The organism is Pseudoalteromonas marina, from assembly GCF_000238335.3.
In the GTDB taxonomy this organism is placed as follows: Bacteria; Pseudomonadota; Gammaproteobacteria; order Enterobacterales; family Alteromonadaceae; genus Pseudoalteromonas; species Pseudoalteromonas marina.
On the sequence record NZ_AHCB03000007.1, the window covers coordinates 267,842 to 283,291 of the forward strand.

The 15,450-nt window shown below is 39.4% G+C and carries 14 protein-coding genes; 8 read left to right on the top strand and 6 right to left on the bottom strand.

Annotated features, from left to right (window positions below; genetic code table 11):
* Positions 1-11: 11 nt before the first annotated feature.
* Together murU and PMAN_RS12430 are read right to left on the bottom strand one after the other, a co-directional pair.
* Positions 12-665, bottom strand: coding sequence for an N-acetylmuramate alpha-1-phosphate uridylyltransferase MurU (gene murU, locus PMAN_RS12425; RefSeq protein ID WP_010556598.1), 654 nt, complete (start codon positions 663-665; stop codon positions 12-14).
* Positions 662-1,663 (bottom strand): aminoglycoside phosphotransferase family protein, encoded by a 1,002-nt coding sequence (locus PMAN_RS12430; protein ID WP_010556599.1) that lies wholly within the window; start codon positions 1,661-1,663, stop codon positions 662-664. Before PMAN_RS12430 ends, murU begins: the two co-directional genes overlap by 4 nt.
* A gap of 112 nt (positions 1,664-1,775) precedes the next feature.
* Between PMAN_RS12430 and lptD the strand changes: the two genes are divergently transcribed.
* The 7 genes from lptD (at position 1,776) to PMAN_RS12465 (ending at position 10,512) form a co-directional block, all read left to right on the top strand.
* Positions 1,776-4,022 (top strand): LPS assembly protein LptD, encoded by a 2,247-nt coding sequence (lptD, locus tag PMAN_RS12435; RefSeq protein WP_010556600.1) that lies wholly within the window; start codon positions 1,776-1,778, stop codon positions 4,020-4,022.
* 39 nt (positions 4,023-4,061) lie between these two features.
* Positions 4,062-5,357: a peptidylprolyl isomerase SurA gene (gene surA / locus PMAN_RS12440; RefSeq protein ID WP_008131826.1), complete on the top strand. Its 1,296-nt coding sequence runs from the start codon at positions 4,062-4,064 to the stop codon at positions 5,355-5,357.
* Between the two features lie 2 nt (positions 5,358-5,359).
* Positions 5,360-6,352, top strand: a complete 993-nt coding sequence (gene pdxA, locus PMAN_RS12445) for a 4-hydroxythreonine-4-phosphate dehydrogenase PdxA (protein WP_010556601.1) — start codon at positions 5,360-5,362, stop codon at positions 6,350-6,352.
* Complete coding sequence (gene rsmA, locus PMAN_RS12450; RefSeq protein ID WP_010556602.1) at positions 6,349-7,155, top strand: 16S rRNA (adenine(1518)-N(6)/adenine(1519)-N(6))-dimethyltransferase RsmA; 807 nt, start codon at positions 6,349-6,351, stop codon at positions 7,153-7,155. Before pdxA ends, rsmA begins: the two co-directional genes overlap by 4 nt.
* Complete coding sequence (apaG, locus tag PMAN_RS12455; RefSeq protein WP_006793227.1) at positions 7,139-7,528, top strand: Co2+/Mg2+ efflux protein ApaG; 390 nt, start codon at positions 7,139-7,141, stop codon at positions 7,526-7,528. Before rsmA ends, apaG begins: the two co-directional genes overlap by 17 nt.
* Positions 7,529-7,540: 12 nt before the next feature.
* Positions 7,541-8,341, top strand: coding sequence for a symmetrical bis(5'-nucleosyl)-tetraphosphatase (locus tag PMAN_RS12460; protein WP_010556603.1), 801 nt, complete (start codon positions 7,541-7,543; stop codon positions 8,339-8,341).
* A gap of 155 nt (positions 8,342-8,496) precedes the next feature.
* Complete coding sequence (locus PMAN_RS12465; RefSeq protein WP_010556604.1) at positions 8,497-10,512, top strand: methyl-accepting chemotaxis protein; 2,016 nt, start codon at positions 8,497-8,499, stop codon at positions 10,510-10,512.
* Positions 10,513-10,592: 80 nt separating this feature from the next.
* Here the strand turns inward: PMAN_RS12465 and mutM are convergent, their stop codons facing one another.
* Entirely contained in the window at positions 10,593-11,402 is an 810-nt protein-coding gene (gene mutM, locus PMAN_RS12470; RefSeq protein WP_010556605.1) for a bifunctional DNA-formamidopyrimidine glycosylase/DNA-(apurinic or apyrimidinic site) lyase, read from the bottom strand.
* Positions 11,402-11,917 (bottom strand): hypothetical protein, encoded by a 516-nt coding sequence (locus PMAN_RS12475; protein ID WP_033035096.1) that lies wholly within the window; start codon positions 11,915-11,917, stop codon positions 11,402-11,404. Before PMAN_RS12475 ends, mutM begins: the two co-directional genes overlap by 1 nt.
* A 118-nt stretch (positions 11,918-12,035) precedes the next feature.
* On the opposite strand from PMAN_RS12475, the gene PMAN_RS12480 reads away from it, so the two are divergent.
* Complete coding sequence (locus tag PMAN_RS12480) at positions 12,036-12,962, top strand: manganese-dependent inorganic pyrophosphatase (protein ID WP_010556607.1); 927 nt, start codon at positions 12,036-12,038, stop codon at positions 12,960-12,962.
* 85 nt (positions 12,963-13,047) lie between these two features.
* Here the strand turns inward: PMAN_RS12480 and PMAN_RS12485 are convergent, their stop codons facing one another.
* Positions 13,048-13,953 (bottom strand): tetratricopeptide repeat protein, encoded by a 906-nt coding sequence (locus PMAN_RS12485; protein WP_006793233.1) that lies wholly within the window; start codon positions 13,951-13,953, stop codon positions 13,048-13,050.
* Positions 13,954-14,026: 73 nt separating this feature from the next.
* The gene (locus PMAN_RS12490; protein WP_010556608.1) at positions 14,027-15,211 is read right to left on the bottom strand and encodes a BaiN/RdsA family NAD(P)/FAD-dependent oxidoreductase; all 1,185 of its coding nucleotides are present in this window, start codon (positions 15,209-15,211) and stop codon (positions 14,027-14,029) included.
* Between the last annotated feature and the right edge of the window lie 239 nt (positions 15,212-15,450).

Below are 15,450 nucleotides of genomic sequence, written 5' to 3' on the forward strand. Positions count from 1 at the left end.
TATGTGTCGGCTTACGCCAAGCGCTCATTTAATGCCGTTAAACGCGCTGGTGTGCCTATGTCATCCCAATTACCAATATAAAGCTCGGTAGACACTAAATGCTTACTTAATTTTTCTCGTAATAACGGCCCAAGCGGACGAATGCCCGGCTCTAAACCATTAAAAAAGTCAGCCTGATAACGGCCAATACCCGAAAACGTATATTTTTGACTATCTGGCGATAAGTGGCTCAATGTAAAATCCCCATCAAGATTATGTGGGGGATTTTCAATAAGCACCAAATGTGCCTCACCTGGTTGCAAATGTAATTGCATAAGCGAGCTTACATCGTAATCGGTAAATACGTCGCCATTTATCACAATAAACGACTCTCCCAATAAAGGAAGTGCCTGAATAATACCACCCGCGGTTTCAAGGCCGCCTTCAACTTCTTGGCTATAAACAATATTTACACCAAATTGACTGCCATCTTTAAAGTACGCTTTAATTTTATCACCCTGCCATGCAAGGTTTATCACTATGTCGGTAATGCCAGCAGCCTTTAAGTTATTAACATGGTGCTCTATGAGTGGTTTATTTTGCACTTTAAGCATAGGTTTAGGCATAGCTTGAGTGAGCGGCATCATGCGCTGCCCACGCCCTGCGGCTAAAATCATGGCTTTCATAAATTTACCTGCTCTAATCTTTTAGTCACTTTTGGCACTATCGTATTTTTAACCCATTCACTGAGTGCATTAAGTTCAGGATAGCGTTCAGCAACATCTACAATATATTCAAGGGTAGGCAAAATATTAGCTAAATAACCTGTCTTACCGTCACGCAAATACAGGCGACAAAATATACCGGCGGCTTTTAAATGACGCTGTAAACCCGTTAAGTCAAACCAAACTTTAAATTGTTCAAACGACGTGTTAGTGACTAAGCCTTCGCGTTTAAACTCGTTATATCCAAATACTAGTAACTGAGCGAGTTCATTATTAGGGAGCTTAAAATAGCAATCGCGTAACAACGAAACTAAATCGTAACAAAGTGGCCCGCGTACGGTGTCTTGGTAATCAATTATTGCCCACTGAGAGTCGCTGTGCATAATATTACGGCTGTGGTAGTCGCGATGTACAGTTACCGTGGGTTGTTCAAGCATGGTTTGAGTGAGTAGATCACAGCTCGACTCCCACATTATAAGTTGTTTTGTATCAACGCGTTCTGCAATAAACTCTTTTACTAACCATTGGCTGAATATCGATAATTCAAGCGCTATAAAGTCTTTACCATAGGCCTGCATATCTGAAGCCTCAGGCGTTTGTGCCCACTTGGCTGATAAACTTATTAACTGTGTGTAGTAGTCGGTTCTATTTGCATCATTAAGCATGTCGGCTAAGTGTGAGCAGCCTAAATCAGTTAAAATAAAAAAGCCTTGTTGTTCATCACTTTTAATAATATGCGGTAACAAAAAACCCTGGTCAGTAAAAACTTGATTCAAAGATAAGTACGGTGCGTTATTGACCTTTTGTGGATCGGAGTCCATTACAATAAAGTGCTGATTATTAATTGTTAAGCGAAAATACCGCCTAAAACTCGCATCTCCGGTTATCGCCTCAAGTTTATCTGGCTGTTTGCCAAAGTGGGTCGTTATGAAGTGTTGTAAATTATCAAAGCGTGTCATTTTATAAGATATCTATTTTTAACTAAGTTAATTAGGTCAATTACTGTATTTGCCATTATTTTCCTTTATTATGTATAAATTATATTTATACACACAGTATTAGGGTCAATAAATGAGCAAAACCTGGGGCATTTTGATGCTAAGCGTAGTTAGCGCACCATCGCTTGCCGAAACTGAACTGACACACAAACTTTGTGGCACTTCAATGCAAACCAGAGCTTGGCAACCGCTACCTGGCGTAAAACTCGGTAATGTTGACATTAAAGCTGATGATGTAGAACTCCTTGGTACTCAAAGCGCCGAATTTACCGGCAATGTTGATATTAACACCGTTAATATGAGTTTGTCCGCACAAACTGCATTGATAGACAAGCAACGTGGTTTACTTAATGCCACAGGTCCTATTGTATATCGCGATACTGTTAGTAACGTAAATAGCTCAGGGTTAAATGCCGATTTAAATAATTCAGAAATTAGCCTGTTAGGTGCTGATTACAAGCTAACAGAACAACAAGGTAAAGGCGGTGCTGAAAAGCTCACTATAAATGATTCTGGCTTAGTACTGATGAATGCAAGCTTTACTGCTTGTCCGGGCGAAACCCCAGCTTGGGAAATTGAAGCCGACGAGATTAATTTATCTCGCGAAGAAGGTTGGGGCGAAACTCACAACGCCATACTTCGAATTTTAAATACCCCTGTTTTGTATTTACCTTATTTTACTTTTCCATTAGACGAGCGCCGTAAATCGGGATTACTCACGCCTAGTATCTCAAGTTCAGACAAGTATGGCTTAGAAACCATTACTCCTTATTATTGGAATATTGCGCCTAACTTAGATGCCACCATCACGCCGCGTTATATGGCTAACAAGGGTTTGCAATTAAAAACAGAGCTTAGATATTTAACCAAGCAACATGAAGGCCTAGTGGGTATAGAATACCTAAACAAAGACGACTCAGAGCCAGCGCTTGGTGAGCGCTACATGTTTCATTGGCAGCAAAAAAGTTACTTAAACGAAAATTGGCGAGCAAGTGTTGACGTTACCAATGTAAGCGACGATAACTACATTACTGATTTAGAATCTAATTATGCGAGTAAAACCGACACCCAACTTTATCGTACCGGCGTACTGACTCATTTAGGAGACACATGGCGGACCGATATAAAAGTTCAAAACTTTGAGGTACTGGGTGATCACTTAGAGTCGTACACTGCTATACCACAAATTAATTTCACACAAACAGCACCATGGAAATTTGATCATTTTGATTTTAGCGTGTCTGGTGAGTTGAGCCATTTTACCAACAGCTCTGCAATTATTGATCAAGCAACTCGAGTTCATATTGAGCCAAAAGCACGGTTTGATTACGACCAATACGCATGGTCATTTTTATCTGAAGTAAGCTTATTACAAACAAATTACGATCAACAAGGTGACCTATCTGGCACACAGTTTAAGCAGAGCGTATCGCGTACTTTGCCAAAAGTACGTTTATATTCACAGCTTAATTTTGAGCGCGATACTTCCTACCTTGTCCAAGACGGTATTCAAACACTAGAACCGCAAATACAGTATTTATATACGCCTAATAAGGATCAGTCTGATATTGGTTTATACGATACAACCAAATTACAAGACGATTATTACGGCTTATTCAGAGACACACGCTTTTCTGGTGTTGATAGAATAGCTGCTGCAAACCAGTTTACGCTCGGTGCAACAACGCGCTTATTTGATAAAAAACAAGAAGAGATTTTTAACTTTAGTGCCGGACAAATATTTTATTTATCTGATGATGCCAAGCCAACCGAGCAAAGCTTAAACTCAGATACCAATTACAATGCATTATTTGCAGCGCAAACCATGGTACATTGGCATCGTCGTTGGTATTTTTCTGCGGGTATACAGTACAACACTGATAGCAAACAAATGATTCAATCAAATGCCACTTTAGATTACAAAGGTGATAATAATCAGCTAGTGCAATTGAACCATCGCTATGCAAATGATGTCTCAGGAAATACAATCGAGCAAACAGGTGTGTTTACAAGTATTCCAATAAGTGACGAATGGCAGTTTATTGCAAGCTATCATCGCGACCTTGAAAACAACCGAAGTGTCGAAATATTAAGTGGATTGCAGTATGAATCGTGCTGTTGGGCGTTTCAAATTACTGGTCACCGCCAAATCGAAACTGATTTAAATCAGTCAATAGGTACAGAGCAAGCCACCTTTGATTCAGGTATTAGTTTTAATTTTGTACTAAAAGGACTGGGAAGTAAAAGCCGCTATGATGCACAAAAACTATTACAACAAGGTATTTTTGGCTATCGTAGACCGTATTTTCTTAATAACTAGTATCACAAACGTACTATTAGCAAGAGTAGTAAATAGAACATGACTTTAAAAAAATTATTAGTATCAACCGTTTTAAGTATCAGCCTGTGCCAAAATGCATTTGCTGAACCAGTAGAAATTGACAAAGTTGTTGGCATTGTAAACCAAGGTGTTATTTTACAAAGCGAAGTAAACTCCATTGTTGATCGCGTAAAAAAGCAAGCCCAAGAACAAGGTCAACAATTACCTAAAGACGAAACTTTACGTGTGCAAGCCATGGAACGTTTAGTTAGCCAAGCACTGATGATGCAAATGGCTGAGCGCATGGGTTTACAAATTTCTGACAGCCAATTAGATCAAACGCTTGCTAACATTGCAAAAGAGCAAGGCGGTACAATTAGCGATTTACGACGTACGGTTGAAGCATCTGGCGATAGCTTTCAAGCATACCGTGAAGAAATACGTAAAGAGATCACAACACAACAAGTTACCCGTGCAAACGTTGACCGCCGCATTTATATTAGTGAGCAAGAAGTCGATAATTTATTAAAAATAATGGCTAGCCAAGGTCAAAGTGCGGAAGAGTATGATATTGGCCACATCCTGATCGATATTCCTAACGAAGCAACAGCAGATGAAATATCAGCGGCTAAAACACGTGCTGATAAAGTTATTGAATTACTTAACGACGGCCAAGAATTTAAACGCATTGCAATTTCATCATCAAGCGGCTCAAAAGCACTTGAAGGCGGTCAATTAGGTTGGATGGGTATAAATGAGATGCCTTCTCTTTTCGCTGAAGCTGTAAAGAGTAAAAAGAAAGATGCTATCGTAGGGCCACTTCGCTCAGGTGCTGGCTTTCATATTATTAAAGTTCAAGATGTGCGTGGCCTACAAGTAGTTGAAACAACAGAAGTGCGCTCACGCCACATACTTATTGAACCTTCAATTATTTTAAGCGAAGAAAAAGCACGTAATATGCTTGCTGGTTTTGCTAAAGACCTACGTGCTGGCAACGCTGATTTTGGCGAGCTCGCCAAAGAATACTCTGAAGATCCAGGCTCTGCACTTAAAGGCGGTGAATATGATTGGACTGATCCAACTACCTATGTTCCTGCGTTTAGAGATACATTACTATCGCTCAAACAAAACGAGATTAGCGAGCCTTTTAGAACCCAGTTTGGTTGGCATATAGTACAGCTACTCGACAAACGTGTTGCTGATAAAACTGAGTTAGCAAAACGTAACCGCGCACATGGCATGCTATTTAACCGTAAATTTAAAGAAGAAAGCTTCAACTGGCAGCAAGAAATGCGCGAACAAGCCCATGTTGAAATTTTCCCTACAGACGAATAAATATGACCTTAAGAATAGCAATTACACCAGGTGAACCTGCCGGTATTGGTCCAGATTTGCTTATTACGCTTGCTCAGCAAGCGTGGGACGCACAACTTGTTGTGCTTGCTGATGCCAAACTATTAAAAGAACGAGCGAAGCTGTTAGGTCTACCTATAAACCTCATTGAGTTTGATGAAAACGCTCCTGCTAAAGCAACACCCGCAGGCAGCGTGTATATTTATCAAGTCAATTTAGGTGATGATGTAGAGCTAGGCGTACTTAACGATGCTAATGGCCAATATGTGTTAGACACCTTGCGTATCGCAAGCGAAAAAAACATGGATGGCACGTTTGACGCTGTAGTTACAGGCCCTGTTCATAAAGGCATTATAAATAAAGCCGGCATTTCGTTCAGTGGCCACACAGAATATTTTGCACAACAATCAAACACCGCAGATGTTGTCATGTTATTAGCCACTGAAGGACTTCGTGTTGCACTTGTGACAACACATATCCCGCTGGCTTATGTATCGCGTGCAATCACCGAAGACCGCCTTACCAAGGTTGCCACTATATTAGATCACGACTTACGAACTAAGTTTGGTATTGAAAAGCCACGTATATTAGTCTGTGGGTTAAATCCGCACGCTGGTGAAGATGGTCACTTGGGCCGTGAGGAAATAGACACAATTACCCCTACCCTTGATATTTTAAGAAGCCAAGGGATGAATTTAATTGGTCCACTACCTGCCGATACATTATTTCAGGATAAATACCTTTCAGAAGCCGATGCCGTACTTGCTATGTATCACGATCAGGGTTTACCTGTGCTAAAATACAAAGGATTTGGTAAATCGGTGAATATCACGCTGGGTTTACCTTTTATTCGCACTTCAGTTGACCACGGTACAGCGCTAGATTTAGCTGGTACAGGTACCGCCGATGTTGGAAGTTTTGAATTAGCGATCCGCGAAGCAATCAAGCTCGCCCATGAAAAAGCACAGAATCAATGACCGATAAAGTACACTTAGGACACCGCGCCCGAAAACGTTTTGGACAAAACTTTCTATTTGATGAAATGATCATCGATAAAATAGTTTCAGCAATCGATCCTAAACCAGAAGATAATTTAGTAGAAATAGGCCCAGGCCTAGGTGCGATCACCGAACCTGTGGCTGAACTTAGCGGACACCTAACAGTTGTAGAGCTAGATAAAGACCTTGCGAAACGCTTAATTGAACACCCATTTTTAGGGCCAAAATTAACGGTAAACCAAGGCGATGCAATGAAGTACGACTTTGCAAGCTTAGTTAAAGACGACAAAAAGTTAAAAGTGTTTGGTAATTTACCTTACAACATCTCCACGCCATTGTTATTTCATCTTTTTGAGTTTGCCGATAACATTGAGCACATGCACTTTATGCTTCAAAAAGAAGTTGTAAAGCGCATGGTTGCAGGTCCTGGCAGTAAAACATTTGGTCGTTTAAGTGTAATGACTCAGTACTACTGTAATGCAATGCCTGTAATTGAAGTGCCACCAGAGTGCTTTAAGCCTGCCCCGAAGGTTGACTCTGCAGTTATTCGCTTAATACCAAAAAAGCCAGAGCAACGTACAGCCAAAAGCGTAAAAATACTCAACACCGTCTGTTTAGAAGCGTTTAATCAACGTCGTAAAACATTACGAAACAGTCTTGGCAACTTACTAACAGCTGATGAAATGGCAAGCATAGGTATTGATGCTACATTACGCGCTGAAAGCTTGTCTCTACAACAATTTATCGATATAGCTAACTGGATTTATGACAAAGAGCAGTAACATTGGGTCGCCTGTAAAGGTGTCTGTAGAAACATTTTATGTTGAAGGTCAATCGCAGCCTGAAATCGAAAAGTACGTATTTGCTTACTCTGTAACAATAAAAAATCATAGCTTATGCAGTGCTAAGCTATTGCACCGTTATTGGTTAATTACAGACGCAAACGGCAAAGAAGTTGAAGTTGAAGGCGAAGGCGTTGTTGGCGAAACCCCAACAATTGGCCCAGGTGAAAGTTACAAATACACCAGTGGTGCTATCCTCGACACTCCAGTAGGTACAATGCAAGGCCACTACACGCTACGCAACGAGTTTGGTGCAGAGTTTGAAGCGCCTATTAATGTATTTCGTTTAGCTTGCCCTAATATTTTGCATTAGTAAAAACGCTACATGGCCGATTATGCAATAGGTGATTTACAAGGGTGCTTCAAAGAATTCAGCACCTTGTTACAACGGGTTGATTTTAATCCAAGTAAAGATCACCTATATTTAGTGGGTGACATTGTTGCCCGTGGTCCAGATTCACTTGCTTGTCTTGATTTCATCTATCAACATCAAGATAGCATGACCATCACACTGGGTAATCATGACTTACACATGATTGCTTGCTACTTTTTAAATAAGACGACTAACCCAAAAGATAAATTAGCCCCTATTTTTAAAAGCAGCTTACTTAAGCGTTATATCTCTTTTTTACAAACCCAACCACTCGCTTTATATTTAAAAACACATAATTGCTTTATCTCCCATGCAGGCTTAAACCCTGATTGGTCAATTGAAGAGGCATTGCAACACGCACAATTTGCTCAAGATTGCTATCAATCAAAGAATGCAAAAAACTTTTTTGAGCATATGTACTCTCCTCACCCTAAAACGTGGTCAACAACACTTAATGACTATGAAAAATTTAGATACATAGTCAATTACTTTACCCGAATGCGTTTTTTAACCCGCAATAATATGCTTGACCTTAATGCAAAAGGCGCAATAGCAGATAGCAAAATGTTAACACCTTGGTTTATGCACCCTAACATTTCCATACTTAAGAATGAGATTGTTTTTGGTCACTGGGCATCACTTGAGGGTAAAACAGGGGTTAACCATGTTCATGCTTTAGACACAGGCTGTGTATGGGGTAACGGGATGACGTTAATGGAACTTAAAACAAAAAATCTATTTATAGAAAAATGACTCTTTTTACCTAAATAACCTGAAAAATTCCAATACATCTGTTAGATTTATAAACTAATAGTTAAAATTAATTAAAGTAATTGATTTTAATTACTTAACTTATCCGAATAAAAGCCGATAAGTTTTAATTAAAGTATCTTTGAGTGGAAATCCATATGAATCTAACAGTGAGCCAACGTATTTGGGGTGGTTTTATATTTATCACGCTATTACTTTTAATTATTGGCGGCAATTCGTTAATTAAAATAGCGAATATAGACCGTTCTACTCAACAGGTGAACCAGCTATCATTACCGGCATTAAACAAAAGTTCAGAGCTACAAGCTGAATTCATATTAATGAGTAAGGCAGCACAAGCAAGTTTTTATACTTCATCTGCAAGTGAGCTTGAACCCATTAAAAAAAGAGTATTCGAACAAAAAAAATCATTCAACGAACTCCATGCACAGCTTCAGAGCGTTGTTAAAAACGACCCTGAACTAAGTAAAAGTAGTCAAAGTGTTGAGCAAACCTATGAAAACTTTTTAAGTATTGTTGAAAACTTACTCGAAGATAAAAATAAACAACTGGCATTAAATAAAACACTCACTGCACAAATTGAAGCCATTGAGCTTAGCGCAGAAGATGCTAACTCAGTAGTTTTAGACATAATTGATATAGATGGTTTTGAACAAGACCACCCTCGTGCTTTTCAAGCTGCAAATAACTTGGAAAATAACTTTATGTCGGTGGTTACCAACAGTACCGACATGTTAACAGTAAAAACATTAACCACATTAGATATCGTTAAAAGCGAGCAAACTTACTACCTTGAAGAAGTAACACGCACTGTTGCTCTAATTAAACCGGCTATTGAGCAAAGCCATAGCGACTTGTTTAATGACCTCAAAGAGCATGTTGAAGCACTTGAAAGTAACGTAAAAGGTAATAACAGTTTAGCCGCCAATAAAAAACGTTTAATTGATTCAATTGCGCTCACTGAAAAAGAGCTAGCCGACTCAGAAGCCGCAACAAAAATAGCACTTAATCAAATTGACGAGTTAGTTTCGCAAGCAAGTAATGTTGCCTTTGAGCTTCAAAAAGGCGTTCGTAATGACGTAGACTCAGCAAATTTATGGACATGGGTTGGTATGGTTATCGCAACTCTACTCGCCATCGCTATTGCATATATAACCGTAAGCCGTATTACCAAGCCACTTGCCGAAGTAAACAGAATTTTAGATATTGTAGCCAGTGGTGATATGACTCAACGCTTGGATGACAGCGCTAAAGACGAATTTGGCGAGCTATCAAAAAGCTGTAATACTTTAATAGACAGCTTACGCAGCTTAATTAAAGGTATTATTTCTCGCTCGACTCAATTAGCAGCTGCATCAGAAGAGACTTCGGCAATTACTGCAGAATCAAGCCAAGCTATCAGTAACCAGCAGGCACAAGTACAGCAGGCAGCAACAGCAACGACTGAAATGAGCAGCACATCGCAAACAGTAAGCAATAGTGCACAGCAAGCATTAAGCGAAATTAAAAACGCAGATAAAGAAGCTGAACGTGTTAAAGGTATTTCCAACAATAACAAATCAACTATTGAGCAATTAGCTCGCGAGGTTGATGATGCCTCTCAAGTTATTAATAAGCTTCACCAAGATAGCGCATCGATTGGCAGCATACTTGATGTTATTCGTGGCATTGCAGATCAAACTAACTTACTCGCGCTTAACGCCGCAATCGAAGCCGCCCGTGCAGGTGAATACGGCCGTGGCTTTGCCGTTGTAGCAGACGAAGTACGCTCACTGGCAAGTAAAACTCAAGAGTCGACACAAGAGATCCAATCAATGATTGAATCGCTACAAACGGGCGCAGAAGCGGCTGTAACAGCAATGACCAAAGGTAAGCAGCGTGCTGTATCGTGTGTAGAGCAAACTGACTTAGCAAGTACAGCGCTTGACTCAATCACCTTTGCGGTATCACAGGCCCATGACGTGAGTGAAGAAATATCTACAGCAGCACTTGAGCAACAACAAGTGGCTGAAGAAATTAGTGAACGATTAGAGTCTATTGTTGCTATTGCAGAACAAACAGCTGAAGGCGCAAGCCAAACTAATATCTCAAGCTCTGAAGTAGCAAAACTAGCCGAAGAGCTGCGTTTATCGGTAGACGAGTTTAAAGTTTAAAACGCTTTGTATATACTAAAAACCCCGTTAGCACCATGTGTTAACGGGGTTTTCTTTATAGCATTAGAAAGTAAAGGTAGTTACTTTTGGCAATGTGCACAAAAAACGGTACTACGCTGCCCCAGCCTTATTTCTTCCAGCTCATTATCACACGTTAAACAGGGCTTTCCTTTTCGCCCATATACCAATAGCTCTTGAGCAAAATAACCCGGCTTACCATCACTTTGTGCAAAGTCTTTAAGCGTGGTACCACCTTGAGTTATAGCGGCAGCAAGCGTGTCTTTTATTATAGGGATAAGTGCTTGATAGCGCTTAAGTGACACCTTCCCCGCTTCGCGCTTTGGATGAATCCCAGCTTTAAACAATGACTCGTTAGCGTAAATATTCCCAACCCCTACTACCACAGCGTTATCCATAATAAACTGTTTTACAGGTACTTTTTTATTGCGTGACTGCTCGTATACGCGCTTTGCGAAAAAGTTATCCGTTAAGGGCTCTGGGCCAAGCTTTGAGAGTAACTTATGCACCTCACCTGGCTCTTGCCATAAGCAACACCCAAAGCGGCGAGGATCGTTTAAGCGCAGCGCTTTATCATTAGCAAATACAAATTCAACATGGTCGTGCTTTTTTAAAGGCTCACTCTTATCTACAACTCGTAAGTTGCCCGACATACCTAAATGTAAAATAGTGCTACCAAGCTCACAATGCAGCAATAAATATTTTGCACGGCGCTCAATATTGGTAACAGTTAACCCCTCTAGCTGGTAAACATCGTCAGGTACTGGCCAGCGCATACTCGCATTATAAATATTAACCTTGGTTACAACTTGGTTTTTTATATGAGGAGTAATGCCCATTCGGCTCACTTCTACCTCTGGTAATTCAGGCATTAATTAGACCCACTTTGTGAAAAATCAAAACTAGGAAACAACTGTGTAGCTATAGTTATATCAAGTGCAAACACGCGCTGAGTACTTTTTTCGAGTAAATAATACTGATTATTTCCTTTGTAAAGTAAATATACCCAAGGCAAACTTTCTCCAGCTAATTCAAATGTGGCAACAAACAAAGGCGCATTTGGGTTAAAAACCACAGACTCATTAACTACAGGCAACTGTATTCCTTGCCAAATATTGACAAGTTCTTGTAGTTGTTGCTCTGACGGTTGCCAAAAAACAGGCACATCTTTCTTTATTGCAGTTGTACGCCAACTAGTACCAATACGCTCAATTTTTTGATCAACAAAACTAAGGGTTAAAACAAAGCTTTGTGCAGGTAACACCGCTTGCAATGTGGGCTCTGGTTCACCACTTAAAAACTGCTTATGCCAACCATTTAAAAAGAAAATCATAATCAGCATCGAGAAGATTATAACGTTATTCCACCCCTTACGGCCCAGTCGCATATTTATACACCTAGTAAATTCAAGATTTTAAAGTGTAACTAAAACTTAATTGCACTGTCTATATGTTAAAGGGCGCAGACTTTGTTAGAATATCGGCAAATTTAAAGGAGTTCCGTCAATGTCTATGTATGTAGTGGGCCATAAAATCCCAGATTCAGATTCTATTTGTGGTGCAATTGCACTGGCTTATTTAAAAAACCAAATCGATGAGCCTGCAATACCAACTCGTCTTGGTGAAGTTTCACCAGAAACTCAATTTATCCTTGATAAGTTTGGCTTCGAAGCACCTGAGCTTAAACTAAGCTACGCGGGTGAAGATGTGTATATTGTCGATCACACAGAAAAAACACAAGCCCCTGATGATATCGACCAAGCCCGTGTTGTTGGCGTGGTAGATCACCATAAATTAGGTGACTTAACATCATCTACTCCGCTTGAATGTTGGATCCGTCCTGTTGGCTGCTCAAATACCATTATTAAAATGATGTACGATTTTTACAGCGTAGAAATCCCTAAAGACATCGCAGGTATTATGATGTGTGCAATTTTAAGCGACACCGTAATATTTAAATCACCGACATGTACCACTGCCGATATTAAATGTGTTGAAGCACTTGCTGAAATTGCGGGTGTTGAAGACTTTAAAGAACTAGGCATGGATATGTTCCGCGTTAAGTCTGCAGTAGAAGATACACCTGCACGTGACTTAGTTATGCGTGACTTTAAAGATTTCAACATGAACGGTAACCTAGTAGGTATTGGCCAACTAGAAGTAATCGACCTTGCTGTGTTTGACGATATTAAAGCTGACCTTGAAGCTGATATTGCAAAGCTTAAAGCCGAAGGTAATCGTCACTCAGTATTTTTGCTGCTTACCGATATTATGAAAGAAGGCTCACAAATGCTCATCGTATCTGACGATGCAAACTTAGTTGAGCAGGCTTACGGCGTAAAACCAGAAAATGATAAAGTATGGTTAGATGGTGTATTAAGCCGTAAAAAGCAAGTAGTACCCCCACTACAAGATGCCTTTGCTAAAGCCTAATAGCTTTAATAAATAACACTAAAAAGCCGATATTGCATATGCATTATCGGCTTTTTTGTTTTTAAATTTAAAGAGCAAACTAGCATTAGATTTTACTTTTTATTTCATCATAAACTTTTGCATGGCTTTTTGAGAATTCCACATTAGTTCTATCTATTTTATTTAACCACAAAGCCGCTTGTGTTTTGTTACCCAACTCCCAATACGATTGCGCTAAACGTAAACTATAGGTTGCTTGGTAAATGCTATCCGGTTCGATGTAGTCGAACGCAGTTTTATAATATTTTACTGCGTTATTAAAATCATTATGCTTAAAATATGAAAAAGCTAAGTTACCTAGCGCAATTACAGTTTTAGCATGATGTTTTGTTCTTTTTATAGCGTTGTAGGCTTTTAAATTACTTTCTATCGCTTGAGGGTACTGTTGCCAATTGTAATAAATGTGCCCTTTATTGATGTGCAGCTCAAAGTGAAAAATAGCATCACTACTTTTTGCATAACGCTTTTCAGCATCAAGCAATACCCTTAGTGCCTTTTTTTTATCACCAAATATGTGCTGTAAATTAGCCAGCTCAACAAGCCTTAAAGGATCACCAAATACATTATAAATTTCATCAAGTTGAGCAAATGCTTTTGCCGCATAGGCTTTCGCTTGTTGCTTATCACCCAAGTAATTAAGCGATTTAGCATAATAAAAATAAACTTGTATTTTAAATGCCCCTGGTAATTCTTCTTGGTCAACAAAGGGGCTTAATGCGCTATGAAGATTATCGAATTTTTGATAATCAAAATAATAGTCAAACTCGTAAGTTTTCAATTTATACCAATTAGAGGAGTTCTTTTGTGTATTTAAAAGGCGAGATTGAATATAGGTTAAGCAATCTTGGTCTGTTTTCATACAAAACACTTCATGATCACTTAAGTTTTCAGAGGCTTTTGCACCCATGCTTACATATAAAAGTAAAAAAACAATTAAAACATGCTTCAGCATTAGAACACTCATATTAGCCACATAAGCTTTAAGTGTAATATGAGTGTGCTCTATTTAACAATGGATAAAATAACTACGCGTATTGCCCGGCTGCAAATCCACAGCTCCAAGCGTACTGAAAGTTATACCCTCCAAGCCAACCGGTTACATCCGTTACTTCCCCTATAAAGTACAAGCCTTGTGATTTTTTGGCTTCAAACGTTTTAGAGCTTAGTTCGTCAGTATTTACACCACCCAGGGTTACTTCTGCAGTTCTATAACCTTCGGTTCCGTTGGGTTTTATTTGCCACGCATGAATGTAGTTAGCAAGGTCTTCAATTTGACTATGGGTAAGCTGATTAATATTGCAATCAGGTATTGCATTGCTTTCATGTAGTATTTCAATGAACCGTTTTGGCAATATTGTCGTTAGGCTATTTTTTAGTGATTTTTGAGGTTGCGTTTCTCGCCAGTCTGCAAGCCGCTGTTTTAAATCTAGCTCAGGAAGTAGGTTAATAGTAACAGCCTGCCCTGCACGCCAAAATGAACTTATTTGTAATATAGCGGGGCCAGATAAACCACGGTGCGTAAATAATATATTTTCTTTAAATGTGGTACCGTCTTCACTTGTTACTTCGCACGGTATGCTAACGCCTGATAATCCTTCAAAGCGTTCTTTGTCGTGTTGGTGAAGGGTAAATGGTACAAGCGCGGCCATAGTAGGTAGTACGTTTAAACCAAACTGCTCAGCAATTTTATAACCAATAGGTGTAGCACCAAGCTTGGGCATAGTAAGCCCCCCCGACGCAACCACTAACGACTCACAATGCAAAGTCTCTTGCTCTGTGGTAACGCTATAACCCGACTCTGTTTTTTGTACATTAATCACTTCACTGCGCAAGGCTATATTTACACCTGCCCACTCGCATTCAGTAAGAAGTATATTCACAATATCTTGCGCACTATTATCACAAAACAGCTGGCCTAACGTTTTATGATGGTATGCCAAACCGTGGCGGTCCACCAGCTCGATAAAGTCATGTTGCGTATAACGGCTCAAACATGATTTAACAAAATGTGGATTACCGCATAAATAGTTTTCTGGTGCGGCGTTTTCGTTTGTAAAATTACAGCGCCCGCCACCACTAATTAAAATTTTACGACCCGGCTTTTTACCCATGTCTAGCACTGTAACACGTCGGCCTCGGTATCCAGCTTGCGCCGCACACATTAATCCAGCCGCTCCCGCGCCAATTACAATTACATCTACCTGGGTCATCTATTTATCTCACTTAACAATTTGCTCGATTATAGCAAAATTTAATCGCCAGCAATGTACAGAATTCATTATTACAAATAACACAACAAATATATTTTCTACTTTTTAAAAGTATTAAAAATACAAATTAAAAAGCAATACCTTTATATCATTTTTATTTTATATGACAAATACAAAACAATGACAAACCCCTTTAAAACACTCGTTATAACTAAATGAAATAGGGACATAATGATTTA

Excerpts from the sequence above, each read along its gene's own strand:
- mutM (WP_010556605.1), bottom strand. The coding sequence starts at position 11,402 with ATGCCTGAATTACCAGAGGTAGAAGTGAGCCGAATGGGCATTACTCCT.
- lptD (WP_010556600.1), top strand. The coding sequence starts at position 1,776 with ATGAGCAAAACCTGGGGCATTTTGATGCTAAGCGTAGTTAGCGCACCA.
- PMAN_RS12490 (WP_010556608.1), bottom strand. The coding sequence starts at position 15,211 with ATGACCCAGGTAGATGTAATTGTAATTGGCGCGGGAGCGGCTGGATTA.
- PMAN_RS12485 (WP_006793233.1), bottom strand. The coding sequence starts at position 13,953 with ATGCTGAAGCATGTTTTAATTGTTTTTTTACTTTTATATGTAAGCATG.
- PMAN_RS12475 (WP_033035096.1), bottom strand. The coding sequence starts at position 11,917 with ATGCGACTGGGCCGTAAGGGGTGGAATAACGTTATAATCTTCTCGATG.
- PMAN_RS12460 (WP_010556603.1), top strand. The coding sequence starts at position 7,541 with ATGGCCGATTATGCAATAGGTGATTTACAAGGGTGCTTCAAAGAATTC.
- PMAN_RS12430 (WP_010556599.1), bottom strand. The coding sequence starts at position 1,663 with ATGACACGCTTTGATAATTTACAACACTTCATAACGACCCACTTTGGC.
- pdxA (WP_010556601.1), top strand. The coding sequence starts at position 5,360 with ATGACCTTAAGAATAGCAATTACACCAGGTGAACCTGCCGGTATTGGT.
- apaG (WP_006793227.1), top strand. The coding sequence starts at position 7,139 with ATGACAAAGAGCAGTAACATTGGGTCGCCTGTAAAGGTGTCTGTAGAA.
- murU (WP_010556598.1), bottom strand. The coding sequence starts at position 665 with ATGAAAGCCATGATTTTAGCCGCAGGGCGTGGGCAGCGCATGATGCCG.
- surA (WP_008131826.1), top strand. The coding sequence starts at position 4,062 with ATGACTTTAAAAAAATTATTAGTATCAACCGTTTTAAGTATCAGCCTG.
- rsmA (WP_010556602.1), top strand. The coding sequence starts at position 6,349 with ATGACCGATAAAGTACACTTAGGACACCGCGCCCGAAAACGTTTTGGA.
- PMAN_RS12465 (WP_010556604.1), top strand. The coding sequence starts at position 8,497 with ATGAATCTAACAGTGAGCCAACGTATTTGGGGTGGTTTTATATTTATC.
- PMAN_RS12480 (WP_010556607.1), top strand. The coding sequence starts at position 12,036 with ATGTCTATGTATGTAGTGGGCCATAAAATCCCAGATTCAGATTCTATT.